This is a genomic window from Actinomyces sp. ph3 (assembly GCF_000308055.1).
GTDB lineage: Bacteria > Actinomycetota > Actinomycetes > Actinomycetales > Actinomycetaceae > Pauljensenia.
Genome location: NZ_CAGY01000001.1, coordinates 1 through 25099 on the forward strand (window position 1 = coordinate 1; position 25099 = coordinate 25099).

Sequence of the window (25099 nt, forward strand, 5' to 3'; positions counted from 1 at the left end):
CGCGATCGTCGTGATGGTCAGCGTTCGGATCGTCGCTTTGACCGCAACGAGCGTGGCGATCAGCGCGGAGGACGTAACTTCCGTGACACCCAGCGTTCGAGCGCCCCGCGTTCGCGCGATGAATACACCGCGCCCAATGGTGACGAACCTACGATTCCCGCAGGCGTTTCCGCTGAAGAACTTGATAAAGATGCGCTGCGCGCACTCTCTACGCTTTCTGGAATCAACCGCGATATCGTCGCCCGCCACCTTGTGATGGCAGGTCAGCTGATTGACCTCGATCCTGAGCTTGCTTATAAGCACGCAAAAGCGGCAGCTTCACGTGCGGGACGCGTCGACGTTGTGCGCGAGGCCTCGGCCCTGACTGCTTACGCTGCTGGCCATTACGAGGAAGCGCTGCGCGAGGTTCGCGCTATGCGACGCCTCCGCGGTGATCTTTCCTTGCGCGCCATCGAAGCAGACTGCGAACGCGGATTGGGACGCCCAGAGCGCGCGATCGAAATTATCGACCAGACTGATACCTCCCAGCTCGATCTTGCAGAACAAGTCGAACTTGTGCTTGTTTCCTCTGGTGCACGTGCCGATCTGGGACAAAACGAAGTTGGCCTTGTCATCGTTGACGATGCGATTGCTGCACTCGGTGCAGATGGAGATCCTGAATTCCTTCGCCGTCTTATGTCGGTTAAGGCAGATCGTCTTCGTGAACTTGGACGTGAAGAAGAAGCAGCTCAGGTAGAAGCTGAAATTCCAGAAGTGGAAGAGGACCCGGATATCGTCGATGTCGGCCTCTTTGCAGATGCCGATGTGGATGATCGTCGCTCGCCCCTCAAGGGCTCGAAGGGCGCTCTGTACACGAATTTTGATGCTGCCCTTCTGGACCTGGATGGCACTGCGTACGCGGGTAAGCTTCCAATCGAGCATGCCGCACAGGCAGCCGAAGAGGCTCGTGAAGCTGGTCTGAAGATTGGTTTTGTCACCAATAACGCTTCACGCACCCCCGCGATGATTGCTGCTCAGCTTGACGAGCTTGGTTTCAAAGCAAAGCCGTCTGACATTATGACCTCTGCGATGGATGTCATCGCAGTGATGAGCGAACACCTTGAAGAGGGTGCATCGGTCTACGTTGTTGGTGGCGAGGGGCTGCGTCAGGCACTTCGCGAGGCCGGCTATGTCTTGGTTGAGAGCGCAGACGACGAGCCTGCTGCAGTCGTTCAGGGCTTTGATGCGTCTGTTACGTGGGCCCAGCTTACTGAGGCCGCTTTTGCCTTGGAGCGCGGTGCTCAGTTCTTTGCAACCAACTTGGATGCAACGCTTCCGCAGGAACGCGGATTCGCACTGGGCAACGGTGCATTAGTACGCGCAGTCAGCTATGCAACTCGCAAGCGTCCGATTGCTGCTGGAAAGCCGGAACCCGGAATCTACCAGCGTGGCGCTGAACTAATCGAGAGCGAAAACCCAATTGCAGTCGGTGATCGACTTGAAACCGATATCCTTGGCGCGGTTGCTGCAGGCATTCCTGCGCTCCATGTGCTTACTGGTGTTCACGATGCCCGAGCAGTGATCTGTGCGCCTCGCGGACAGCGCCCAAGCTACCTTGCATTGGATATGCGTGGACTACTTGAAGAGCATCCTTCGCCCAAGCACCATGCAGACGGAACATGGACTTGCGGTATCTCTCAGGTTGCACGCCTACGTCGTGATGGACACTTGACTCTTGACGACGTTGAGTTGCGAGAGGGAGCCGTCATCAGTATGGATTCCTATCGTGCTCTTGCAGCGGCCGCATGGGATTCACCCTCGGAGCTTGATATTGTTTGCCCGACTTTGACGGTAGTACCTAATGATGATCCTTCGGGTTACTTCGAAGCTCTTGATGAGCCAGCCGAGGAATCTGAAGAAGGAGTTACTTCCGAAGAGAATGTCTCACGCGTGGCTGAAACCGTAGAATTCCTCCCCGGTGAAGAGGACCTCCAAGAGCTCCTGGCTCAGACCAGCGATCTTGACGGAGAGGACGACTGATCGTGTCCTTAGAGGCAAGCGAGGCGGGTGGCTCATCATTGCCTGATAACTTTGATGAGCTTCCCGTCGCGCAGCAGATCGAACTGCTTCAACAGCTCGATCAACGCCTTCGTGGTGAACTAGAAGGACGCCTAAGCTGATGAAATTACGGCGTATCGATTCTGAGCTTGTTCGGCGTAAGATGGTCCGTTCGCGTTCTCATGCGCAAGAACTCATTGCCCAGAGGCGGGTTCTTCTTGATGGGCAGGTTGTTGAGAAACCTGCTCGTCAAATGGATCCAGCTCAGGCATTGGTGATCACTCAGGGCGATGATCCCGATTATGTTTCTCGCGGAGCTTTTAAGCTTGCGGGTGCCTTGGATGCATTGGGTGAACATGCGCCGATTGTTCAGGGACGTCGATGCATGGATGCAGGAGCATCTACCGGCGGTTTTACTGACGTGCTTCTTCGTCGGGGGGCAGCCAGCGTTGTTGCCGTCGATGTGGGTTATGGGCAACTAGCATGGCGTCTTCAGAGTGATCCGCGGGTCGAAGTCATGGATCGAACGAATGTGCGCCTAATGAAGGCCGGAGATATCCTCCCAGCCCCAGAACTGGTTGTTGGTGACCTCTCCTTCATTTCTTTGACACTCGTTCTTCCGGCCCTTGTGAGTGTTGCCGCGCCCGATGCTGACTTCCTCTTAATGGTCAAACCACAATTTGAGATTGGAAAAGATCGATTGGGTAGCGGTGGGGTCGTTCGGAACCTTGATCATCACCGCGAAACGATTACTCAGGTGATCGACTGTGCGCGAGGCCTCGGCTTGCGAATTGCCGCTGTTCAGGCCTCTCCGCTTCCCGGCCCATCCGGGAATGTCGAGTACTTTGTTTCCATGCGTGCAAACCATCCTGAAGCCCTTGAGGATTCTCAGATCTCTGAAGCGATTCAAAAGGCCATTAATGAAGGTCCTGCGGGGCGCGGTATTGGCACTCACATGCACAAGAATGCATAGGGAGAGGGGTATTCATGAAAAGAATTCTCATGGTTCGGCACGTTCAACGCCCCGCTGCTATTGCCGCAACTGAAGTGGCGGTGCGTGAGCTCACGCAACTTGGAATTGAAGTTATTGGTGAAGATGAGGCAGACAAACTCACCAATGATCATGGACCTGATCTGGTCCTAGCGATGGGTGGAGATGGCACCATCCTTGCGGCTGCTGAATCAGCTCGGCGCTTCAATATTCCCCTGCTCGGGATCAATGCTGGCCACATGGGTTTCCTCGCCGAGGCCTCGCCTGAGTCGATTCCTACTCTGATGCATCGCCTTGCGTTGGGGGAGTACCACGAGGAAAAACGCTCAACTTTGGATATTTCCATCAAGCTCCCCGGCGTAAATCTCATCACCGATTGGGCGCTCAATGATGCGGTTGTGAAGCACACCGATCCTGCGCACCCGGTACACCTCGTATTGGTTGTCGATGGCCAGGATGTTTCAACGTATGGTGCAGATGGGATGATCCTCGCGACACCCACGGGATCGACCGCATACTCTTTCTCTGCCGGAGGTCCAGTCGTGTGGCCCGATACGGAAGCTGTTGTGATTTCTCCGATTGCAGCACACGGGCTTTTCACCCGACCACTTGTCGTCGGTCCCGGCTCCACGATTGAAGTTGTGATTAATGAAGAGCACTGGAGTGCCCCTGAAGTCTGGTGCGATGGCCTTCGTCGAACGATTGCACCTGCCGGTACCTCAGTAGTCGCACGAGTATCGCAAAACCCAGTGCGCTTGGTTCGAATGGAGCACACTCCTTTCGCTGAGCGTCTGGTGACGAAGTTTAACTTGCCTGTCCGTGGATGGAGAAACCCGGAAGGAAGCGCTAAGTGATCGAGTCTTTGGATATCGAAAACCTGGGAGTTATCGAAAGCTCTCATGTCGATTTCGGTCCACGTTTTACCGTGTTGACCGGAGAGACAGGTGCGGGTAAGACCATGGTTCTCACCTCCCTGAACTTGCTCTTAGGGGGACGAGCCGACCCCCAGATCGTTCGTCAGAGCAGCGATGAAAGTGCCTCTGATCGTGGAAGTGTCGACGGGGTTTTTTCGGTTCCGCGCGCTCTTGCTGAAGAACTGGAAGAGATGGGTGCGCAGCTCGACGATGATCTCCTTTATGTTTCGAGGACGATCCCGAGGAACGGACGATCGCGTGCTGCCCTTGGAGGGCGCGCGATGCCCGCAGCTGCGCTCTCGAGGATCGTTGGTTCACTAGTCACTATTCATGGACAATCAGATCAGCTTCGTCTTCGTTCGACGAGCGCTCAACGAGAAGCTCTGGATTCCTACGGTGGAGACGAGCACCAGAAACTGATCAATGAGTACAGTGCGGCATGGAAGAAAGCCGTCGATCTTAGTTCGCGTTTGCGTGAGCTGAGGCGTTCATCCAGTGAGCGACAGGAAGAAATTACTGAGCTTTTGAGCGCGCTAGCACTTTTTGATTCTCTCAAACCCCAAGAAGGCGAAGAAGAAGAGATCCTTTCGAAGATTCAACGCCTGACCAACACGGAAGATCTCCGCCGTCATGTGGGCGCTGCAGTTGAGTTCCTCGATGGTGATGAGGATACCGATGGCATCCTCGATTTGATTGGTCGCGCACTTGATTCGCTTCGAATGGGGGCGCGTGTAGACCATGCACTTGCCTCTATTGGGCAGCGCTTTAAGCAGTCCTCAATGGAACTGGCCAGTGTCCGTGATGATCTTGCGCACTACCTCTCAACTGTTGAAGCCGATCCCGAGGCTTTGGCTGCGTTGCACTCCCGACGATCCTCCCTGCGTCAACTGATGGAGGGAAGAGCAAGCGACATTCCCTCACTTCTCGAGTGGGAGAAGAAAGCGCGTTCGCGCCTTGATGCTCTCACTGCGCAGCACGACAGTCCAGAGGTTGTCGAAAAGGAACTTGAGAAGGCTCAAGACCAGGTACTTGTGGCTGGTGAAGCGCTGGCCCATTCGCGCAGGCTTTTGGCGGAAGAGCTCAGTTCAAAGGTGACACACGAACTTCACTCTCTTTCGATGCCTGATGCGTCTTTTAGTGTCGATTGGGAAAAACATACCCCGCAGTCTCATGGTCTTGAAGACCCCGTGATGCTCCTCCAACCACACCCGCAAGCACCGCCGAGGCCCCTAGGTGTGGGTGCTTCAGGAGGCGAACTCTCCCGCGTCATGCTTGCTTTAGAGGTGATTTTGGGGGAGCCCGACAGTGACGTGACCTTCATTTTTGACGAGGTTGACTCTGGAATTGGTGGGAAAACGGCAGTGGAGGTCGGCGCTCGTCTTGCTCGGCTTGCTGATCATCATCAAGTTATTGTCGTGACTCACCTTGCACAGGTTGCTGCCTATGCTGATCATCATCTCTACATCGAGAAGTTGGATGGCCGGACCTCGATCCGCGTGCTTGAAGGTGAAGAACGCGCCGCTGAACTTGCGCGCATGATGAGTGGGGATGCGCACTCTGAGGCGGCGCGCCGACATGCTTATGAGCTCCTTGGCCAGGACATGCCACAATCGAAGGCGTGACGGAAGAAAAATCAGGATTTTCAGGTAGCGATGCTACCTCGATTGAGGGACGCGTATGGATCGCCAGAGACCTGCACCAGAAGGTTCCTCAGCTCGACAACGGTGATTTTTTACTGATTGAGGACAACGATCTCACTCAGGCAGATGCGGAGCTTCTTATTGAAAGCGGCGCGCAACTTGTGATTAATGCACAGCTTTCAGTGACCGGTCGTGTTCGAAGCCGCGGACCCCAGGCACTTCTTGACGCGGGCATTGTGCTAATTGATGATTGCGGACCAGATGTGTGGGCCCTCAAAGACGGCGATACAGTGAGGATCGTTGGTTCTGAAATTCAAAGTAAGGGAAAGAGAATCGCGCAAGGGAACCGATATGATTCCCGCTCTCCGCTAGAGGATGAGCTTCCCGATGCTGATCAGACTATCTCCGACCAGCTTCAGGCTTTTGAAGCGTCCACTGCGGCATTCCTAGAAAATGAAGGCGCTGCGGTTCTTCACGGCGAAGGCTATCCGAAGCTGTCTACAAAGATTGCGGGTCAGCAGGTTCTTCTGGTTTGTGATTCGCCGCGATCCAGCCAGCAATTGAAAGACCTTCGTCAGTGGATCCGTGACACGCAGCCTATTGTGGTTGCTGTTGAGGGTGGTGCGCTTCGCGCGCGTCGTGCGCATCTTAAGCCGGCAATCATCGTCGGTGATATGACTGAGGTGCCAGACAGGATCCTGCGCAGCGGTGCCGAAATTGTCGTTCCGCGTGCTCACGATGGTGATCAGGGGCGTGATCGTCTCAATCGTATGGGGATCGATTATCACCAGGTCGATCTCACCGCAGCAGCAGTTGATGTTGCGATCAGCGTTTTGAGCTTTATGGATCCTGCTGCGATTGTTGTTGCGGGGGATACTCGCGAGCTTGAGGACTATCTAGAGCTCTCGCGTTCGGTTGTCACTCCCGCGTTCTTGATCCGTTTGCGAGCCGGTGATCTTTTGATTCCGGCGCGTGCTGTCAGCGCTACTTATCGAAGCCGTATCCGCGGTGGCTCGCTTTTCCTCTTGTCATGTGTCCTTCTAATCTCAATGGGTATTGCGCTCTGGTCAACTCCATGGGGACACGACCTATTTACCGGTGTGTGGGATTGGGTTTCGCACCTGTGGTCCCCGACGAATTCAGCAACCTCTGAGCTAGCCAACTGGGCTGGCGCACTCACTGCTTAAGGAAGATATCTCATGGTGAATTTTCGCTATCACATTGTTTCTTTGATCGCGGTGTTTGTTGCGCTGTGCCTAGGCGTTGTCCTCGGTGCGGGACCGCTTCAGTCGCGAATTTCTTCAGGTCTGGCATCAAATGCCACCACGGCCTCGTCGAATGAAGCGCTTGCCCAGGCACAGAACAACGGCAAGATTGAAGCACGTGCTGTTTCTGAACTCGCACAGAGCCGACTCAATGGTTCTCTGAACGGGGTTTCGGTTGCGCTAGTAACGGTGCCGGGAACAGATTCTGCGGATGTCGACTCAATGCGTCAAACCCTCGGACAGGCTGGCGCGCAGGTTTCGGGCGAGGCCGAGTTGACGAATACGTGGCTGAGCGCAGATTCTGCGACTTTCCGTAGTACATTGTCGACGCCTCTTGCCTCGCACTTGAGCGGTTTGCCAGCAGATGCAGGCGCCGAGGCAGTGATTGCGCAGGCGATCGTGTCGTCGTTGACTCAATCCGGATCTGAGCCTGATCTTGTTAAGCAAATCCTCACGGGTGGAGACACTCCCGTTATGAAGATTTCGAAAGATCCTCAGGGGGGAGCGCAGGCAATCATCGTCATTGGTCCCAGAGCAAACACGACCTCTACGAATGAGACTTCTGCGGCTGCTCCTTTGGCTTCGCAAGCATCTTGGGAAGGCTTGGCGAAGATGATTGGTAATGCGCCGTTCGGTGGCGTTATTTTTGGCGATGCTTCAAGTGATCGTTCGACCATTAGTGCCCTACGCAATGCAAACGTTGCGGCAACGACCGTTGATCAGGTTGGAACGACACAGGGAACGATTTCTGCGGTCTTGGCCCTTAAGGATGCTCACGCGAGTGCCCGTTCCTTCGGTGTCGGTAGCGGCGCGACCTCAATCTTCCCTCCCGCTCAGTGAGGGACAATAGAACCGTGAGTGAATTTCAAGATGAGCATGTCCCTGTTCGCGTAGTGTCGTCTCAGACCGTTTTCGAAGGAAAAGTCTTTGATATCCAACGTGATGAGCTAACTCTTGCGCACTCTGAACAACCCATTGTTCGTGAATACATGGGACATCCTGGTGCAGTGGTAATCGTCGCGCTACGCGGAGACGAGGGCAACGAGGAAATTCTTCTGGAACGTCAGTATCGTCATCCGGTCCGCGCAAAACTCTGGGAAGTGCCTGCCGGACTCCTTGATATTCCGGGAGAAGACCCACTGATTGGTGCTCAGAGAGAATTGGCTGAAGAAGCTGATTTGACTGCCAAACACTGGGACGTTCTTCTCGATATTTTCAATTCTCCAGGATGTTCGTCTGAATCAATTCGAATCTTCCTTGCGCGAGGCCTGGCGCCGACAGGTCAAACTTTTGACCGTGAGGATGAAGAAGCTGATTTTGAATACCAGTGGGTGAGTCTTGATGAGGCGGTGACCGCGGCACTTGATGGGCGCCTTCATAATGCGTCAACTGTGTCTGCCGTTCTTGCAACAGATGCGGCACGTCGTCGCGGCTGGCAGCTTCGTAGCCTCTCATCTCAATGGCTTCGCTGACCGAAGGACCTTGGACCTAAGACTTGTGATGCGAGTCGCGCAAATCGGGCGGTATTTCGCAACGAAAATGTTTCATAAAGAGCGTATGCTTTTCATGAGATTCAAGAGTTGTGAATGTAATTCGCTTGGAGGGCAGCGTGGAGAGCAGTGATGCGCGCACCCGGCAGCAGGTACGTGACCTTGTTGTTGAGAAGGGGCCGGTAACCGCCTCGACAATTGCGCGCATTCTTGGACTGACGACTGCGGCAGTGCGTCGTCACCTCACCATCTTGCTTTCCGATAACGAAATTGCTGAGCACGAACCGGGACAGGTAGGGCGACGCGGGCGCGGACGTCCTGCACGCCACTATGTTGCCACTGCTCGGGCGCACGAAAAACTTGCTGAAAGTTACTCAGACCTTGCCTCTAAAGCTCTCGGATACCTTGGGCAAGTTGGCGGGGGAGAAGCGATTGATTCTTTTGCTGCGGCTCGCTCTCGAGAAATCGAAAGGCGCTATGCGGCTACGGTTCGTGAGGCAGGTAGTGACCCGAGGCTGCGAGCTCAAGCTCTCGCAGACGCACTCACTGCAGATGGCTACGCGGCAACGGTTCGCGATATTGGCCGAGGTGGGTATGCTGTCCAGCTCTGTCAGGGGCATTGCCCGATTAGGCAGGTTGCTGGCGACTTCCCACAGCTGTGTGAGGCTGAGACTGCCGCGTTTTCGCGACTGCTCAATGTTCACGTTCAACGACTTGCAACACTTGCGGGTGGGGAACACGTGTGCACAACCAATATTCCGGTTTCTGCACCTGTCATCTCTCCCGCGGCGCGAGCTGCTCTTCGCAAGTAGCAGCGCATCACTGAAATAACCGAATTGACGAGGAAAAATATGACCCAGTCACCACCGGTCACCGACGCAACTACTCAGATGAGTGACGATGAGATCATCAGCTCCATCGGCGCATACGAGTACGGGTGGCACGATAACGATGACTATTCGAAAGATGTCCCCCTTGGTATTAACGAGTCGGTTGTCCGTTTTATCTCTGATGTAAAGGACGAACCGCAGTGGATGCGCGAAAGGCGTTTGAAGGCGCTTGAGTTATTCGAGCGTAAGCCGATGCCGACGTGGGGTCCTGATCTTTCGGGTGTCGATTTCGATGCCTTCAAGTACTACGTGCGTCCCACCGATCGTCAGGTGAATGACTGGGAAGACCTCCCCGAAGAAATTCGTCATACCTACGATCGTCTGGGTATTCCCGAGGCCGAGAAGAACCGCCTGGTTTCCGGCGTCGCTGCTCAGTATGAATCCGAGGTCGTCTACCAGCAGATCCAAGACGATTTGGAGAAGCAGGGCGTGATCTTCACTGACACCGACACCGGTTTGCGTGAGCATCCGGAGATTTTCGAAGAGTACTTCGGTAAGTGCGTTCCGGCTGGAGACAATAAGTTCTCCGCTCTGAATACCGCAGCATGGTCTGGTGGTTCCTTCGTTTACGTCCCGCCGGGTGTACACGTCAACATTCCTCTTCAGGCCTATTTCCGTATCAACACCCAGGCAATGGGACAGTTCGAGCGAACCCTGATTATTGCTGACGAAGGTTCCTACGTTCACTACGTCGAAGGTTGCACCGCTCCTATTTACGATGAGAACTCTCTGCACTCAGGTGTCATTGAGATTTTCGTGAAGAAGGATGCGCGTGTTCGTTACACCACGGTGCAGAACTGGTCGACAAACGTGCTGAACCTCGTGACTCAGCGTGCAATGGTCGACGAGGGCGGCACCATGGAATGGGTTGACGGCAATATGGGTGCTGCTATCACGATGAAGTACCCTGCTTGCTTCCTGATGGGTGAGCATGCTCGCGGTGAAACTCTCTCTATTGGTTTCGCTGGTCCGGGGCAGCAGCAAGACACCGGTGCAAAGATGGTCCACATGGCACCCCACACTTCTTCTTCGATCGTGTCGAAGTCGGTGTCTCGTGGTGGCGGCCGCACTTCCTACCGCGGTCTTGTTCAGATCAATGCACGTGCCCGCCACTCGAAGTCCAACGTGCTCTGTGACGCGCTTCTTGTGGACAAGGTGTCGCGTACTGATACTTATCCCTACGTCGATGTCCGTACTGATGACGTCGAAATGGGACACGAAGCAACTGTTTCTAAGGTTTCCGCCGATCAGCTCTTCTATTTGATGAGTCGCGGTTTGGATGAGAACGAGGCGATGGCGACAATCGTCCGCGGCTTTGTTGAGCCGATCGCCAAGGAACTCCCCATGGAATATGCCCTTGAATTGAACCGACTCATTGAGTTGCAGATGGAAGGATCTGTTGGCTGATGACGACCCAAGAGACCGCTGCCCGTCCGCATTCTCACGGAGCGGGGGCACCCGTAGCACATTCGTCCCGAGGCGATCGCCCCACTTCTTTCTCTCTTGAAGAGATTCCTGCGCCTCATGGGCGCGAGGAAGATTGGCGTTTTACTCCGCTTCGTCGAATTGAAAAACTATTTGATCCCAACTTCTTTGAGTCGCAGCCCCTGGGCTTGCAGGTGAACGCACCTGCTGAAGTGACTGTTGAAGAAGTCGGGCGCGATGATTCGCGTCTGGGAAGCGTTCTCGCCCCTGGCGACCGCACGTCGGTTGTTGCGTGGAATGCTTTCACCCGCGCACAAATCGTCACTGTTCCTCCGCGTACCGAGGTCACCGATCCCGTCATGATTGATATTGACGGTGATGAGCATGCCCGCGTCCAGCACCTGCTTGTCAGTGTTGGAAGCCAGTCTGCCGCAACCGTTGTTATTAATCACCGAGGCGGCGGTCAAGGTGCGCTCAACCAGACAGTTGAGATTGAGGCGGGTGACGCCTCGGATCTGACAATCGTTTCGATTCAGGAATGGGACGACACCTACGTACACGCATCGAATCACCGCATTGCGATTGGACGCGATGCAAAGGTTCGCCACATCGTCGTTAGCCTTGGTGGTGACCTTGTACGTATCTGCTCTGATACTGATTATCGCGGTCCTGGCGGCGAATTGACCATGCTCGGTCTGTACTTCGTCGACTCTGGACAACACCTTGAGCACCGAGTGTTCGTTGACCACTCGCAGCCAAATTGCTACTCCCGCGTGACATACAAGGGGGCACTTCAGGGGAAGGACGCACACTCTGTGTGGATCGGGGACTGCCTGATTCGCGAGGCTGCCGATGGAACCGATACCTACGAGCTCAACCGTAACCTCGTACTGAGTGAAGGAGCGAAGGCCGACTCCGTTCCTAACCTCGAAATTGAGAACGGTGAAATCGTCGGTGCTGGACATGCATCCGCAACTGGACGCTTTGATGATGAACAGCTCTTCTACCTGATGAGCCGCGGCATTGACGAAGCTGGTGCACGTCGTTTGGTCGTTCGCGGATTCTTCGCCGAACTTATTGAACAAATCGGCGTTCCGCAGGTTCAAGAACACCTGATGAACGCAATTGAAAAGGAACTGGAACGCGCCGCTCTTGGCGCCTGAGGCTACACGACAGTAGGACGACAACTACAGTGCGGCGTCTAGCGCCGAAGAGGAGAAAAAATGTCGACTTTGACTATTAAAGACCTTCACGCATCCGTTGAGACCGCTGAGGGACCGAAGGAAATCCTGAAGGGCGTGAACCTGACCATTAATTCCGGTGAGATTCACGCAATCATGGGCCCCAACGGCTCGGGCAAGTCAACTCTTGCCTACGCTCTTGCAGGACACCCCGCCTACGAAATCACCAGTGGCGAAGCTTACCTCGATGATGCTTCGATTCTGGACATGAGCGTGGATGAGCGCGCGAAAGCTGGCCTTTTCCTGGCAATGCAGTACCCGGTTGAAGTTGCTGGTGTTTCGGTTTCGAACTTCCTGCGTACAGCAAAGACCGCAGTTGACGGTCATGCGCCCCAGATTCGTCAGTGGGTGAAGGACGTGAACCAGGCTATGGAGAATCTGCGGATGGATCCTTCCTTCGCAGAACGCGACGTTAATGTTGGCTTCTCCGGCGGTGAGAAGAAGCGTCTCGAGATTCTCCAGATGGAACTGCTCAAGCCTTCCTTCGCGATCCTTGATGAGACCGACTCTGGTTTGGATGTCGATGCTCTTCGCATCGTTTCTGAGGGCGTCAATCGCGTCCATGGCAATACCGGCTGCGGAGTTATGCTCATTACGCACTACACCCGTATTCTGCGCTACATCAAGCCCAGCCACGTTCACGTTTTTGTCAACGGCCAGGTTGCAGCCCAGGGCGGTCCTGAACTTGCTGATGAGCTGGAAGAGAACGGCTACGATTCCTACCTGGAGAAGTGAGCTTTCTCGGTGACTGAAGACTTTTCGCTTCAAGAGCTCTCGCGACTGCGCGCCGACTTTCCCATCCTCGGGAGGGTCGGCCGCGGTGGCAAGCCCATTGCCTATCTTGATTTCAGCGCGACTTCGCAAAAGCCCGTGCAGGTCATCGATGCGATCAGTAATTTCTACCGCACCAGTAATGGCGCAGTACATCGTGGGACGCATCTGCTGGGTGATGAGTCGACTGCTGCCTTCGAAGAAGGACGCTCGATTCTGGCTGATTTTATTGGCGGTCGCGTCAATGAGATCGTTTGGACAAAGAACGCGACAGAGGCAATTAATTTAGTTGCACTGGCAATGCGAAACGCATCGCAAGACAGCAGTGCAAAGCCGTCTCCTGTCAAGCTTTCGGCGGGGGATAACATTGTTATTACCCGAGCAGAGCATCACGCAAACCTAGTTCCATGGCAGCAGCTCTGTGCTGCAACTGGGACGGAGCTTCGCTGGCTCGACCTTCATGAAGATGGCCGGATTGATTGTGAGACTCTTGGGGTAATCGATGAACACACGCGTCTGGTTGCCTTCACACATGTGTCGAATGTGACCGGTGCGGTTTCACCCGTTGAGCCGATCGTTTCGCGCGCACGCCAATGCGGCTCTCTTGTACTTCTTGATACCTGTCAGTCCAGCGCACATATGCCGGTCAATGTCAGGGAACTTGGAGTCGACTTTGCGGTCTTCTCATCGCATAAGATGCTGGGGCCAACCGGTATTGGAGCGCTGTGGGGGAGAAGCGAACTTCTTTCACAGATGCCGCCAGTTCTGACCGGTGGTTCGATGATCGAGGATGTCACAATGGAGTCCTCGACTTTCATGCCTGCCCCCGAGCGTTTTGAAGCTGGAAGCCAGCCGATCGCTCAGATCGTTGGCTGGAGTGCCGCTCTTCAATACCTCAGCGGTATCGGTATGGCACGCATTGCTGAGCACGAACGCATTCTGACTTCCTACATGTTGGAAGGCATTTCCGGTATTGACGGTGTTCGCGTCTTGGGACCGGGAGCGGATAAAGAGCGGATCGGTGTCGTCGCATTTGCCGTGGAGGGCGTGCATCCTCATGATGTTGGGCAAGTCTTGGATTCGCAGGACATAGCCGTGCGAGTTGGTCATCATTGTGCGATTCCGTTGCACCACTTCTTCGGAGTCCGTTCTTCGACGCGGGCATCCGTCGGACCGACAACAACTCGCGAAGAGATTGATCGTTTCATTGAGGCCTTAGGACAGGTTCGTTCCTACTTCGGAGGCAAATGATGTCAAGCCTTGAACAGATGTATCAGCAGGTCATTCTTGACCATGCGCGTGAGCGCCACGGGACTGGTGATCCCTCAAGTCTTGCAGCCTCATCGCATCAAGTGAACCCGACTTGCGGAGACGAGACAACACTGGGTGTCACTCTGTCTGACTCCGGTCAGATCGAGGCGCTGACTTGGGATGGAGATGGCTGCTCGATTTCGCAGGCATCCCTTTCAATGCTCTCTGACATGGTGAGCGGAGCTGATCTGGAGCATGTCCGTGAGCTCTATGCTGCCATGGAAAAAATGATGCATTCACGCGGACTGGGCGTGGATGACGATACCCTCGACCTCCTTGGTGATGCCGCTGCATTGGAGGGAACCTCGCAGTTCCCGAATCGTGTGAAGTGCGCACTCCTTGGATGGTATGCATTGCGCGATGCTCTCGCGCAGCTCGGAACCGATATTGCAGGAGAAAACGAGTAATGGATACATCTTCCAACCCGATGGCACAAACTGATGCTGTCGAGCAGCGCTTTGCCCCTGCGCCTTCTGCAGTTGCAAGCTCTGCCACGCCCGAGCAGGGTTCTGCTTCTGCACCCGATGCGGCCTCGGCGAATGTATTCAATGTCGAAGGAACTGACATCATTGAAGGCGGGAGCATTGCCGGCCTTGATGTTCTTGAGGCACTCAAGGACGTCATCGATCCCGAACTAGGCATCAATATTGTTGACCTTGGTTTGGTCTACGGTCTCAAGGTTGCGACGGATGACTCAATTGTCATTGACATGACCTTGACCTCAGCGGCATGCCCCCTGACTGACATTATCGAGCGCCAGGCGCAGATGGTACTGGCTTCGCTCTCGGATGATGTCTTGATCAATTGGGTCTGGATGCCCGCTTGGGGTCCAGATCGTATTACAAGCGATGGCCGCGAACAGCTCCGCGCAATTGGTTTTAACGTCTGAGCGAGTAGTGACGTGTCCGTGAACCCCTTCCGCTATGCTGGAGGGGTTCACCTGTACCAGAGGAAAGAGAAGCGATGACTGTGGCCGATGCTCCTGTTGTGCAGCCTGTACTTTTGGGCGGAGATTTTGGAGTTTATGCTCTTGCGCGTTCTTTCCACGAGGCCTATGGCGCAACTTCGATTGTGCTGTCTCATGCGCCGACTGTTGCGATCTCACGTTCAGCTTTTTGTCGGGTTGAGCCGATCGTTGCGCATGCTTCCGATGAGGAACTTCTCGCAACGCTTGGGAAACTCGCCGATACCTACGCGGATCGTGCTCTGGTCCTTGTCGCTAATCATGACCTTCATTCTGAATTTGTTGCGCGTCATTGGGACGCTCTGAGCCAACATTACGCACTTCCATTTCCATCGATGGACGTTATCGATCGTGTGACGGATAAGGGTGCCTTTGCTCAGCTCTGTGATGAGCTGGGGGTACCTACGCCGGCAACGCGTGTGGTGTCCTTCCGTGATTTTTCTGCCGAGGCTCCAGTGCGTCCCGAAATTCCGTTTAGTTTCCCCGTGGTGGCAAAAGCCGCGCGCGGAAATGATTATGACGCCTTGGAATTCGAAGGAAAACGCAAGATCTGGTTTGTCGAGAGCCAAGAGGAACTGAACGACCTCTGGGATCTTCTGGGACGTGTTGGCTTCCGCGGTGACTTTGTTGTTCAGGAACTGATTCCTGGAGATAACACGCAGATGCGTTCAGTGACCGCCTATGTCGACTCTCACGGGCATATGACTTTGATTGGTTCCGCACGAGTCCTCTTGGAAGATCATGCGCCAACCATGATCGGTAATCCCGTTGCAATGATTACCGAGGCGTTTCCCCAGCTGTGGGAGGATGCGCGACGTATTCTTGAAGCAGCTAACTATCGTGGCTTCGCGAACTTCGATGTGAAGATTGATCCCCGTGATGGTCGCGCGCTCTTCTTTGAAGTGAATCCTCGAATCGGGCGGAACTCGTGGTACATGACCGCTGCGGGGCATAACCCAATGATTCCAATGGTTGATGATCTTGTTCGCGGTGTGGAACACAGCCCTGAAGAAGTAAATGAGGAAATCCTTTATTCGATGGTTCCCGATCGATTGCTCCTGCGATACATCCGAGAGCCCGAGCTTGCCCAGCGAGTGCGTAGTTTGATTCGAGAGGGGAAGCGTTTCGACCCGCTCTTCTACTCAGCTGATTCGGATCTACGCCGCTCGCTGACTCTTCACCTGCAAAAGCTCAATCACTACCGAAAGTTCCATAGGTACTATCCTCAAGCGAACGACCGTTCATTCTAAGGGGACTTTTCTTATGACAGATACACAGCTACGTGAGATCACTGCTGAGGAAATGCGTATTGGCGCGGCCGGAGTGACTCCTCTGCCCATTGAACAGTCCGCAATTTGGGAACAGTACGAGGCCGTTGAGGGGCGCAAGCTCTGGGGACGTTTCGAGTATTCGGAAAATGGCAAGCGCATCGCTCTTGTTGCGCTCTATGAGTACTCAATGCGAGGTGCGCGCTACCTTTGGGCGAAACACGGACCGGTGTGGCTTAAGGAGGCCACACCGAGCCGCGAACGTGCTTTCCGTGATGCGCTTGGACGTTACGTTCGTCAGAAAGACTCATCGATCGTTTTTATTCGCCTGAATGCGATCTTTAATGACTCCGATCTTCGCGATGTCATGCAGATTATTACCTATGACCGCACCGTCATCATTCGTTCCTATGGCGGTGATGAGGAAAAGATCCTTGGGGATATGACGAAGGAAGGTCGGCGTCAGCTTCGGCGTTCGCGCAAGGCCTTGTCTGAAGTTCAAACAACGATCGCTGACGAGCATGCTCAGGCCGCGGAGGATTTCACTGAGTACTACGAGGTGCTGAAAGAGACTGCTGAACGCGATGGTTTCAGTCCTCACCCGGCTGAGGTCTACTCAACAATGCTGAAAGTCCTTGGCCCCGAGCATTCACGCCTCTTCGTGCTTCGAGTCGATGGGGAAGTGGTCGCATGGAATTTGATCCTTATCAATGACCGTCAGGCTGAATGCTATTACGGCGCAACGACCGCGAAGGCCCGTAAATTGGGAGCAATGCCTGAGCTTGATGTTCAGTGTGCCATCATCTTGGGACCTGAGCTTGACGTCAATGGCGGTATCGACCTGATGGGAATTCACTCGCCTCGTGTTCCCGAACTATTTACAGTCGGGAAATACAAGTTGAGTTTTGCTCAGGGGTATACAGACGTCCCGGGAGCATGGGATCTGCCTCTGCGCCCGCGTCTGTATGCAGGTTTACGAAATCTGCTCTCAATTAAGCGTGCTCTTCGTTCGTGACATTGGGGCGAGGCGGCTACGATAGAAGGGTCCAAGCCTGCTGATTCTCGAAAGAGCGTTTGACACGCCATCGTATGCGTGCAGTCAGTGGGTAGAGATGGCGCAAGTCGCCAGAACCCGAAGGAGCACAGCTCGTGCCTGTTATCAACGCAACTATTGATGGTGTTGCGGTCGAAATTGAAGAAGGCTGCACCGGAACGCAGTACTACGAATCCCGCAGTGATGTCGTCGCGATGACGGTTGATGGGAACGCATGGGATCTTTCCCGCGAAATTCCTGCCGATGCAATTGTTGAAGCAATCACTCTGAATTCCCCAGCAGGCCTAGAGATCCTGCGTCACTCCTGCACTCACGTTATGGCGCAGGCAGTCCAAGAGATCTTCCCCGATGTCAATTTGGGAATTGGCCCCTTCATCACTGACGGCTTCTACTATGACTTCGGGAATATTGATTCCGTCACCCCTGAGCTCATGCGCGATATTGAAAAGCGCATGAAGCGCATTGTGAAGGAAGGCCAGGCTTTCCGTCGCCGTGTTGTCACTGAAGAAGAAGCACGCGAAGAACTTGCTGATCAACCCTTCAAGCTTGAGCTGATTAGCACCAAGGGCGGGGGAGCGCAGGACGCCTCCGTCGAGGTTGGCGGTTCGGAACTCACTATTTACGACAATGTCCGCCGTGATGGAACCACCGCATGGAAAGACCTCTGCCGTGGACCCCACCTGCCTTCAACAAAACTCATTGGCAACGGATTTGCGTTGACCAAGTCTTCATCGGCGTACTGGCGCGGCGACCAGGCTAGTGATCAACTGCAGCGAATCTACGGAACTGCCTGGGCCTCGAAAGATGACCTTGTCGCCTACCAAGAGCGACTCAAGGAAGCGGAACGACGCGACCACCGTCGCCTCGGTGCTGAACTTGATCTCTTCTCCTTCCCAGAAGAGCTGGGTGCGGGATTGCCGATCTTCCACCCCAAGGGTGGTGTGCTTAAGCGCGTCATGGAGGACTACGTCCGCGAAGCCCACATTGAAAATGGCTTCCTTTACGTGGGTACCCCGCACATCTCGAAGGAAGAACTCTTCCATACTTCGGGACACCTTCCGTACTACGCGGATGGCATGTTCCCTCCGATGGATGATGATGGCCAGCTGTACTACCTCAAGGCCATGAACTGCCCCATGCACAACCTAATCTTCAGGAGCCGAGGCCGTTCGTACCGCGAGCTTCCCCTGCGTCTCTTCGAATTCGGTACTGTGTACCGAAATGAGAAATCCGGTGTTCTTCAGGGGCTCACTCGCGTTCGCTCCATCACCCAGGATGATTCGCACTCATATGTGATGCCTGAGCAGGCAGCAGATGAGATTAAGCATCTCCTGAACTTCATTTTGAAGCTTCTACGTGACTTCGGATTGAGCGATTTCTATCTGGAGCTTTCCACCCGCGATACCGATGGAAAGAAGAAGGATAAGTTCATCGGCACGGATGAACAGTGGGAAGAAGCGACTGAAATTCTGCGTCGCTGCGCTGAAGAGACCGGTCTGCAAACCGTTCCCGATCCGGGTGGCGCGGCATTCTACGGCCCGAAGATTTCGATTCAGGCTAAGGATGCAATCGGTCGCACCTGGCAGATGTCGACTATTCAGTACGACTTTAACCAACCCCACCGTTTCGGCCTGGAATACACCGCTCCCGACGGAAGCCACCGCGAGCCGGTCATGATTCACTCCGCGAAGTTTGGTTCGATTGAGCGCTTCATTGGTGTTTTGACTGAGCATTATGCCGGTGCTTTCCCCGCATGGCTCTCCCCGGTGCAGGTGCGCCTGGTCCCCGTTGCCGAGGCCTTCGACGACTACGTTGATACGGTTGCGCAGCGTTTGCGTGAACGTGGGATTCGCGTCGAAGTTGATCACTCTGATGATCGCTTTGGTAAGAAGATTCGCAATGCTGCAAAGCAAAAGGTTCCCTTCACCTTGATTGCGGGCGGGGAAGACCAAGAAGCGCAGGCAGTCTCCTTCCGCTTCCGCGATGGCTCCCAGCTCAATGGAGTTCCCGTTGACGAGGCGGTTGAGCGTATTGCTCACCACATCGCGACCCGCAATAACGCTGATCCCAGCGCTGAGGACTGATAACAATGAGTGATACTCTTCCGACCGAGGATTCCCGGGCGTTTGCTGGCGTTCCCGACGGTTTCGATCGTTTATGGACGCCGTACCGAATGGCCTACATTAATGGCGATCACAAGCCTGCCGATTCCTCGTCGGAAGAGTGTCCTTTTTGTGTTGCACCATCGCGCACAGACGAAGAGGGACTCATCGTTCATCGCGGTGTGAGCTGTTTCGTTCTGATGAATCTCTTCCCGTACAACTCCGGGCATCTCTTGGTCTGCCCCTACCGCCATGTCTCTGACTACACGGATCTTACTGACGAAGAACGTATCGAACTCGGTCGTTTGACGGCCACTGCGATGCGTGTGGAGCGTGCGACGGCGAATCCCGCAGGATTCAATTTGGGTATGAACCAAGGCGATGTTGCAGGTGCGGGGATCGCTGCCCACCTTCATCAGCATGTTGTTCCTCGGTGGGCTGGAGATGCAAACTTCTTCCCAATTATTGCCCGCACCAAGGCAGTGCCTGAACTACTTGAGGACGCGCGTGCTCGGTTAGCCGCTGCATGGCCCATATCATCGGAGGAATAGTGCTTGGTAACCACGGACGCTCGATAACGAAAGCTATTTTTACTCCTGTCGCAAGAGTGCTCGTAGCAGCGCACATCACTCCCAATATGGTGACTATTGTCGGAACCGTTGTGACAATCGCAGTTGCTGTTACGACCTTTCCTTTTGGCTACCTTTGGCAAGGCGCCCTTGCTCTCGCTGTTGTTCTTTTCTGCGACTCGATTGATGGTGTTCTCGCGCGAATGAGTGGGACATCATCGCCATTTGGTGCTTTTTTGGATTCGACAATGGACAGGCTGGGCGATGGAGCGGTCTTCGGTTCATTGACTGCCTTCGCAATTTTCAGTATGGAAAGCTCGCCATCGAGGACTGTATCGATCGTTGCAGGCCTTATTACGATCGTTGGTGCAGCTACCGTGTCCTATTCGCGAGCACGTGCTGAATCAATCGGGGTTATCGCAAAGGTCGGTATTGCTGAGCGGACGGACCGTCTCATCGTTGCTTTGTTGGGAGCTGCGCTATACGGGTGGGGCGCACCCGCAGTATTCTTCGCAGCAAGTTTGTGCTGGGTTGCTTTTGCATCGATCGTTACTGTTATTCAGCGGGTGCATTTCACAGCGAAGCATCTCTCCTCATCCCAGGAGTCCTAATGTCAGGGCGTGCCTTGGTATGGGCTTTCCGAATAGTTCCTCGTCTACCTTTCTCCTTCGTGACATGGCTGGGCAGACGTGGAGCCGATCTCATGTGTCTGCTCAATGGCTCCAGCGTGCGCAGAATGCGAGCCAACCATGAGCGTGTTTTAGGGCGTAAGATTTCGCGACGCGAGCTTCGAGATGCCGTGCGCTCGCATATCAATGCTTATGTCGAGCAGTTGAGTTTTGGCGGTAGCGTTGGCGAAAAGCTTCGTGCGCGGGTTGATCTCAGCCAGGCAGAAGAATTCCTTCGTCTTGCCGGCGAAGGTCCAGTTGTTTTGGCCTTACCGCATGCGGGAACCTTTGATCGCGTCGGTGCGGCTGTGTGTGCACAGGGTATTTCCGTACTTACTGTTGCCGAGAAATTGAATCCTCCTGAGCTCTTCGATGCCTTCTTGAAACTGCGCACGGACGTCGGGATGGAGATCATCGGAGTTTCACCGGGAGATAGTGTTTTTCACTCCTTGCTTGAGCAAGCAAAGGGCAGGAAAAATCTTGTGATCCCGCTTCTTGCTGATCGCGATATTTCCGGAACCGGTATTGAGGTTGAGTTCGGTACCAAGCCTGCTTTGGTCGCTGCGGGACCAGCAGCGCTTGCACGAGCGCTCAACGCCCCGCTTATAGCTGGGGTTGTGTCAGATGTCGATGCTTCTGGCACCCCAGAATTTGTGCGTTTGGAAGTTACTGAGAATCTCTACGATCCACAGGTCGAGGACAGCGACGTACCTGAGCTCACCCAGAAATGGGTGACTGCGCTTCTTCCACTTCTTCAACGTCGGATTCGTGAGTGGCATATGATGCAAGCAGTTTTTGTTGAGGATTTAGATCCGGAGCGTTTGGCCCGGGCGCGTAAGCGCGCGGCACAGAAAGGAGAATAGGTGAGAGTCGGTATTGTTAACCCTTACTCCTGGGATGTGCCCGGTGGCGTTCAATTCCACATCCGTGATTTCGCACTGGAGCTTATGAAGCGGGGACACGAGGTGAGTGTTCTTACTCCGGCGAAAAATACCGATGACTTGCCCGAGTGGATTACTACCGTCGGTTCATCGGTTGCTGTTCCTTTTAATGGTTCAGTAGCCCGTCTCTCCTTTACCCCCTTGGCTAACATGCGTACGAAGCGTTGGATTGATGAAGGCAACTTTGATCTTCTTCATGTCCACGAACCAGAAGTCCCCTCTATTTCAATGCTGGCGTTGCGTGCGGCAGAGATTCCGGTTGTTGGAACTTTCCACGCAGCATTGGACTATTCCTTCTCTCGTTCCGTTTCTTCCTCCGCGCTCGACCCGCTATTGGAGAAACTTGCTGCCCGTATTGCTGTTTCAGCAGAAGCGCGCCGGACGCTTGTTGAACATAATGGTGGCGATGCAGTGATTATCCCCAATGGGGTTGATACTCATTTCTTCGAGCAAGCCCAGATCAAACCCGAATGGGAAGCAACTCCACAGCGCCCGGTCGTTGTTTTCCTCGGCCGTCTTGATGAGCCTCGGAAGGGGCTGCCAGTCTTCTCTGCAGCGATCGAAACGGTGCTTTCAGAAATCCCGGGTGCCCGCTTTCTTATTGCTGGACGAGGAAACGCACATGAATACCGCTCACAATTGGAGCGTTTCGGGGATTCAGTCGAGTTCCTTGGCGGTGTAAGCGATGAAGATAAGGCTTCGTTACTGAAGGGAGCAAGTGTTTATGTTGCTCCCCAAACCGGTGGAGAATCCTTCGGGATTGTTCTTGTCGAGGCGATGGCAGCCGGCTGTGCAGTACTTGCCTCTGATCTCGAGGCCTTCAGGGCAGTCCTTGAACAAGGAGAAGTAGGCGCGCTATTCGAGACCGGAAATAGTCAGGACCTGGCTCGCCAACTAGTCAGACTTCTTCGTGATTCTGAGGAACTCGCAACGCTTGCACGCCGTGGAGAAGCGGCGAGTTCCCGTTATGGATGGGATACGGTCACCGACCAAGTCCTAGCCTTGTATCAGACCGTCTTAGCCTCTGCGCAAGCGCAGCCCTCGGACCCGACGACGCTTGATCTTATTCGTGGCAGGAACGAGGCCGAAGACGATGAGTAATACTTTGACCCTTGTTCTTTTGGTTCTTGTTTTGGTCGCACTGGCCTTTCTTGTGCGTCAATCAGCAATTCTTGCAACACGACTTGATCGTCTTCATTGGCGGATTTTAACGACGAGGGATTCGCTGGCACTTCTTCTTGATGAACGTGCACGCTATAGCGAGAGGATCGCTGACTATCCGGGGTTCACCTCTGACGAATCTCAAGAGATCCGGGAGGCCTCGACAAGAGCGCGCCGGCAGATGATTCCTCTTGTTGCCGACGGACTTGACCGGCGAACAAGCGAAGCAAGCATCCGCGACACCCAAACGCGTGAAAAGGTCATCGAATTTTTCGATATTCAGTCGCAACTTTCAAGAATTCTTCGAAGCGCGCTTAATGTTAAGCTCCGCAAAGAGATTGATGCCGATGATTATTGGTCTCGCGAACTTCGCGAACTAGACCAAGCCTCCTATAAAGTCCAATTAGCACGATCAATGCATAACCTCTACGTTACGCAGACCCATAAGATTCGTGAGAAAAGCTGGGTGCGGATTGCGCATCTTGCGGGACATGCGCCAATGGCTCAGACAATTGATTTTGATGACGACACGATTGAAGATGGATACGGCTATTAAATGAGTGAAACACACCCGCGTTGGGGAGGTCCCGGTGAGGACTATCGGCTGAAAAAGATCAGAACGACCGAAGCTGAACTGTTCGGTCCTGACGACCCAGCACCCGCACAAGCTCCCACATGGCGAATTCCTCAACGCGTCCGTTCCTTGCCTTTCCTTGAAATTATCTTCACAATTTTGGGAACCGTCGGTGTCATCGTGCTCATGGTGACCTACGTTCGTACCGGTGGTGTCGTCTCCGCTGCAGTCATGACGGCTTTGGCATTAATTCCGCTTGTTATCGTCCTCGGAGTGCTGAGCTACCTTGATCGCTGGGAGCGTGAGGGCTGGAAATCTAATTTCATCTGCTTCATTTGGGGAGCAGGTGTTGCAACGCTTTCCTCGTTGGTTGTCAATAGCACCCTAAATCTAGATATTGCTCGCACACTCGGTGATCAAGATTCCGCAGCGGTCATTGTTGCTGTGTTTGTTGCGCCGGTTGCTGAAGAATTCTTCAAGGGCATTGGTGTCATCATCTTCATCCTTGCACGTCGAAATTCCATCAATTCGCGGCTTGACGGTCTGATCTGCGGTGGAATTGTTGGTGCCGGCTTCGCCTTCATTGAGAATATTCAGTACTTCCTGAGAACGAGCTCTTCGGGTGCGTTTATGCTGACAACGACGGTATTTACCCGAGGGATCCTTTCGCCATTCGTCCATCCGATGGCAACCTCGTTTACTGGAATGGCCATCGCACTTGTTTTGATTCGCCGCTACGGCGCGCTGTGGGGCACTATTCGAGTCTTCCTTGGTTACCTAACCGCGGTGTTCTTCCATGGCCTATGGAATTTTCTTGCGAGTAATAACGGTATCGGAGGTTGGTTCCATTCCTACATCACCATCGAGGTTCCGCTTTTTACGTGTTGGTTCATCTATCTGATCACGCAATCTTCACGTGAAGCAAAACATATCCAGCAGGGGCTAACTCCCTATGTCGTTCAAGGCTGGGTGCTTCCTGTGGAGCTTCAAATGGTTACTGACCGTGCGCAGCGTCGAAATGCTGTCAAGTGGGCTGCTAGCGCAGGTTCAGAGGCACGTAAGGCAATGAACTTCTTCTTGAATTCTCTTGCCGCCATTGGTCTTGATGAGTATGCGCGTCCGCTACGAAAGCGTGAAGACCCCGCACGCGATGCTTACGATCGTGAACTGCTTACGAAAGCAGTGGAAGCGCGGAAGAAGTTCCTCTCGCTGACGGAACTTTCGCAAGCGGCACGTCGGGTGGGCGCGTGAGCGTTCTACAGTGGCCTCGTGATGAGCAAGGCTTCCCACATCGAGAGGCAGCGCGGGTAATCCTCATCGACGAACGCAATCGCGTTCTTCTTGTGAGAGGTCACGATGCTGATAATCCGACGCGCTCATGGTGGTTCACCGTTGGTGGGGGAGTCGAGGACGGAGAAACAAGCCAAGAAACTGCCCTACGAGAGGTCTTTGAAGAGACCGGTATACAACTCAATCAGAAGGAACTTATTGGGCCGGTAGCTCACCGACAGGCAGTATTCGACTTTAAGAGTCTCATTGCTCGCCAAGATGAAGAAATTTTCTGGGCACGCGTTCAAGCCCAGCCTCTGAGCGATTCTCATTGGACCCCAGAAGAACAACGAGTGATCGATGAATACCGTTGGTGGGATCTTGACGAGCTCGAGAAATATGCCGAGAACCATGAGGTATACCCACGCTCACTGTGCGATCTTATTGGGCAATGTCTTCACGGATGGGATGGAACAGTAAGCGTCATTGAATAACTAGAGTTAGCCCCCTGCGTGAGTCATCATCGCAGGGGGCTAACTTTCAGTTCTTACGAA

Annotated in this window: 25 protein-coding genes; all 25 read left to right on the top strand. The window is 54.1% G+C overall.

Going from position 1 to position 25099, the window contains the following annotated elements; translation table 11 throughout:
* Positions 1-2019 (top strand): HAD-IIA family hydrolase (locus tag HGAS_RS00005; RefSeq protein ID WP_019125929.1); only part of this gene is annotated, 2019 nt, incomplete at its 5' end.
* 2 nt (positions 2020-2021) lie between these two features.
* Positions 2022-2159: a hypothetical protein gene (locus HGAS_RS08830; RefSeq protein WP_019125930.1), complete on the top strand. Its 138-nt coding sequence runs from the start codon at positions 2022-2024 to the stop codon at positions 2157-2159.
* Entirely contained in the window at positions 2159-3010 is an 852-nt protein-coding gene (locus HGAS_RS00015) for a TlyA family RNA methyltransferase (protein ID WP_019125931.1), read from the top strand. The genes HGAS_RS08830 and HGAS_RS00015 overlap by 1 nt, the downstream gene beginning before the upstream one ends.
* Positions 3011-3024: 14 nt before the next feature.
* On the top strand, positions 3025-3882 hold the full coding sequence (locus HGAS_RS00020) for an NAD kinase (RefSeq protein ID WP_026066532.1): 858 nt from the start codon (positions 3025-3027) through the stop codon (positions 3880-3882).
* Positions 3879-5564: a DNA repair protein RecN gene (gene recN, locus HGAS_RS00025; RefSeq protein WP_019125933.1), complete on the top strand. Its 1686-nt coding sequence runs from the start codon at positions 3879-3881 to the stop codon at positions 5562-5564. Before HGAS_RS00020 ends, recN begins: the two co-directional genes overlap by 4 nt.
* Positions 5561-6769, top strand: a complete 1209-nt coding sequence (gene steA, locus HGAS_RS00030) for a putative cytokinetic ring protein SteA (RefSeq protein WP_019125934.1) — start codon at positions 5561-5563, stop codon at positions 6767-6769. Before recN ends, steA begins: the two co-directional genes overlap by 4 nt.
* A 12-nt stretch (positions 6770-6781) precedes the next feature.
* Positions 6782-7687, top strand: a complete 906-nt coding sequence (locus HGAS_RS00035) for a copper transporter (RefSeq protein ID WP_019125935.1) — start codon at positions 6782-6784, stop codon at positions 7685-7687.
* A 14-nt stretch (positions 7688-7701) separates the two neighbouring features.
* Positions 7702-8319: an NUDIX domain-containing protein gene (locus HGAS_RS00040; protein WP_019125936.1), complete on the top strand. Its 618-nt coding sequence runs from the start codon at positions 7702-7704 to the stop codon at positions 8317-8319.
* 137 nt (positions 8320-8456) lie between these two features.
* The gene (locus tag HGAS_RS00045) at positions 8457-9149 is read left to right on the top strand and encodes a helix-turn-helix transcriptional regulator (protein ID WP_009409521.1); all 693 of its coding nucleotides are present in this window, start codon (positions 8457-8459) and stop codon (positions 9147-9149) included.
* A 39-nt stretch (positions 9150-9188) separates the two neighbouring features.
* Entirely contained in the window at positions 9189-10634 is a 1446-nt protein-coding gene (sufB, locus tag HGAS_RS00050; protein WP_019125937.1) for a Fe-S cluster assembly protein SufB, read from the top strand.
* Positions 10634-11815 (top strand): Fe-S cluster assembly protein SufD, encoded by a 1182-nt coding sequence (sufD, locus tag HGAS_RS00055; RefSeq protein WP_019125938.1) that lies wholly within the window; start codon positions 10634-10636, stop codon positions 11813-11815. Before sufB ends, sufD begins: the two co-directional genes overlap by 1 nt.
* A 60-nt stretch (positions 11816-11875) precedes the next feature.
* Positions 11876-12628, top strand: coding sequence for a Fe-S cluster assembly ATPase SufC (gene sufC, locus HGAS_RS00060; RefSeq protein ID WP_009409518.1), 753 nt, complete (start codon positions 11876-11878; stop codon positions 12626-12628).
* Between the two features lie 9 nt (positions 12629-12637).
* Positions 12638-13915 (top strand): SufS family cysteine desulfurase, encoded by a 1278-nt coding sequence (locus HGAS_RS00065; protein ID WP_019125939.1) that lies wholly within the window; start codon positions 12638-12640, stop codon positions 13913-13915.
* Complete coding sequence (gene sufU / locus HGAS_RS00070; protein ID WP_019125940.1) at positions 13915-14382, top strand: Fe-S cluster assembly sulfur transfer protein SufU; 468 nt, start codon at positions 13915-13917, stop codon at positions 14380-14382. The genes HGAS_RS00065 and sufU overlap by 1 nt, the downstream gene beginning before the upstream one ends.
* Positions 14382-14864: a metal-sulfur cluster assembly factor gene (locus tag HGAS_RS00075; protein WP_019125941.1), complete on the top strand. Its 483-nt coding sequence runs from the start codon at positions 14382-14384 to the stop codon at positions 14862-14864. The genes sufU and HGAS_RS00075 overlap by 1 nt, the downstream gene beginning before the upstream one ends.
* A gap of 74 nt (positions 14865-14938) precedes the next feature.
* Positions 14939-16189 carry a hypothetical protein gene (locus HGAS_RS00080; RefSeq protein WP_019125942.1) on the top strand — a complete coding sequence of 417 codons (1251 nt, stop codon included), beginning with the start codon at positions 14939-14941 and terminating at the stop codon, positions 16187-16189.
* 13 nt (positions 16190-16202) lie between these two features.
* Positions 16203-17222, top strand: a complete 1020-nt coding sequence (locus tag HGAS_RS00085; protein WP_019125943.1) for a lipid II:glycine glycyltransferase FemX — start codon at positions 16203-16205, stop codon at positions 17220-17222.
* A gap of 134 nt (positions 17223-17356) precedes the next feature.
* Positions 17357-19345 carry a threonine--tRNA ligase gene (gene thrS, locus HGAS_RS00090; RefSeq protein WP_019125944.1) on the top strand — a complete coding sequence of 663 codons (1989 nt, stop codon included), beginning with the start codon at positions 17357-17359 and terminating at the stop codon, positions 19343-19345.
* Between the two features lie 5 nt (positions 19346-19350).
* Positions 19351-19914, top strand: a complete 564-nt coding sequence (locus tag HGAS_RS00095) for an HIT family protein (RefSeq protein WP_009409511.1) — start codon at positions 19351-19353, stop codon at positions 19912-19914.
* Entirely contained in the window at positions 19914-20543 is a 630-nt protein-coding gene (gene pgsA / locus HGAS_RS00100; RefSeq protein ID WP_019125945.1) for a phosphatidylinositol phosphate synthase, read from the top strand. The genes HGAS_RS00095 and pgsA overlap by 1 nt, the downstream gene beginning before the upstream one ends.
* On the top strand, positions 20543-21463 hold the full coding sequence (locus tag HGAS_RS00105) for a hypothetical protein (RefSeq protein WP_019125946.1): 921 nt from the start codon (positions 20543-20545) through the stop codon (positions 21461-21463). The genes pgsA and HGAS_RS00105 overlap by 1 nt, the downstream gene beginning before the upstream one ends.
* Positions 21464-22642: a glycosyltransferase family 4 protein gene (locus HGAS_RS00110; RefSeq protein WP_019125947.1), complete on the top strand. Its 1179-nt coding sequence runs from the start codon at positions 21464-21466 to the stop codon at positions 22640-22642.
* Entirely contained in the window at positions 22635-23258 is a 624-nt protein-coding gene (locus tag HGAS_RS00115; RefSeq protein WP_019125948.1) for a hypothetical protein, read from the top strand. The genes HGAS_RS00110 and HGAS_RS00115 overlap by 8 nt, the downstream gene beginning before the upstream one ends.
* Entirely contained in the window at positions 23259-24527 is a 1269-nt protein-coding gene (locus HGAS_RS00120) for a PrsW family intramembrane metalloprotease (protein WP_019125949.1), read from the top strand.
* Positions 24524-25039 carry an NUDIX hydrolase gene (locus HGAS_RS00125; RefSeq protein ID WP_019125950.1) on the top strand — a complete coding sequence of 172 codons (516 nt, stop codon included), beginning with the start codon at positions 24524-24526 and terminating at the stop codon, positions 25037-25039. The genes HGAS_RS00120 and HGAS_RS00125 overlap by 4 nt, the downstream gene beginning before the upstream one ends.
* Positions 25040-25099 lie beyond the last annotated feature (60 nt).

Coding starts and splice junctions, on each gene's coding strand:
- HGAS_RS00015 (WP_019125931.1), top strand. CDS start 2,159: ATGAAATTACGGCGTATCGATTCTGAGCTTGTTCGGCGTAAGATGGTC.
- HGAS_RS00020 (WP_026066532.1), top strand. CDS start 3,025: ATGAAAAGAATTCTCATGGTTCGGCACGTTCAACGCCCCGCTGCTATT.
- HGAS_RS00035 (WP_019125935.1), top strand. CDS start 6,782: ATGGTGAATTTTCGCTATCACATTGTTTCTTTGATCGCGGTGTTTGTT.
- sufB (WP_019125937.1), top strand. CDS start 9,189: ATGACCCAGTCACCACCGGTCACCGACGCAACTACTCAGATGAGTGAC.
- sufD (WP_019125938.1), top strand. CDS start 10,634: ATGACGACCCAAGAGACCGCTGCCCGTCCGCATTCTCACGGAGCGGGG.
- sufC (WP_009409518.1), top strand. CDS start 11,876: ATGTCGACTTTGACTATTAAAGACCTTCACGCATCCGTTGAGACCGCT.
- sufU (WP_019125940.1), top strand. CDS start 13,915: ATGTCAAGCCTTGAACAGATGTATCAGCAGGTCATTCTTGACCATGCG.
- HGAS_RS00075 (WP_019125941.1), top strand. CDS start 14,382: ATGGATACATCTTCCAACCCGATGGCACAAACTGATGCTGTCGAGCAG.
- HGAS_RS00080 (WP_019125942.1), top strand. CDS start 14,939: ATGACTGTGGCCGATGCTCCTGTTGTGCAGCCTGTACTTTTGGGCGGA.
- HGAS_RS00085 (WP_019125943.1), top strand. CDS start 16,203: ATGACAGATACACAGCTACGTGAGATCACTGCTGAGGAAATGCGTATT.
- HGAS_RS00095 (WP_009409511.1), top strand. CDS start 19,351: ATGAGTGATACTCTTCCGACCGAGGATTCCCGGGCGTTTGCTGGCGTT.
- HGAS_RS00105 (WP_019125946.1), top strand. CDS start 20,543: ATGTCAGGGCGTGCCTTGGTATGGGCTTTCCGAATAGTTCCTCGTCTA.
- HGAS_RS00115 (WP_019125948.1), top strand. CDS start 22,635: ATGAGTAATACTTTGACCCTTGTTCTTTTGGTTCTTGTTTTGGTCGCA.
- HGAS_RS00120 (WP_019125949.1), top strand. CDS start 23,259: ATGAGTGAAACACACCCGCGTTGGGGAGGTCCCGGTGAGGACTATCGG.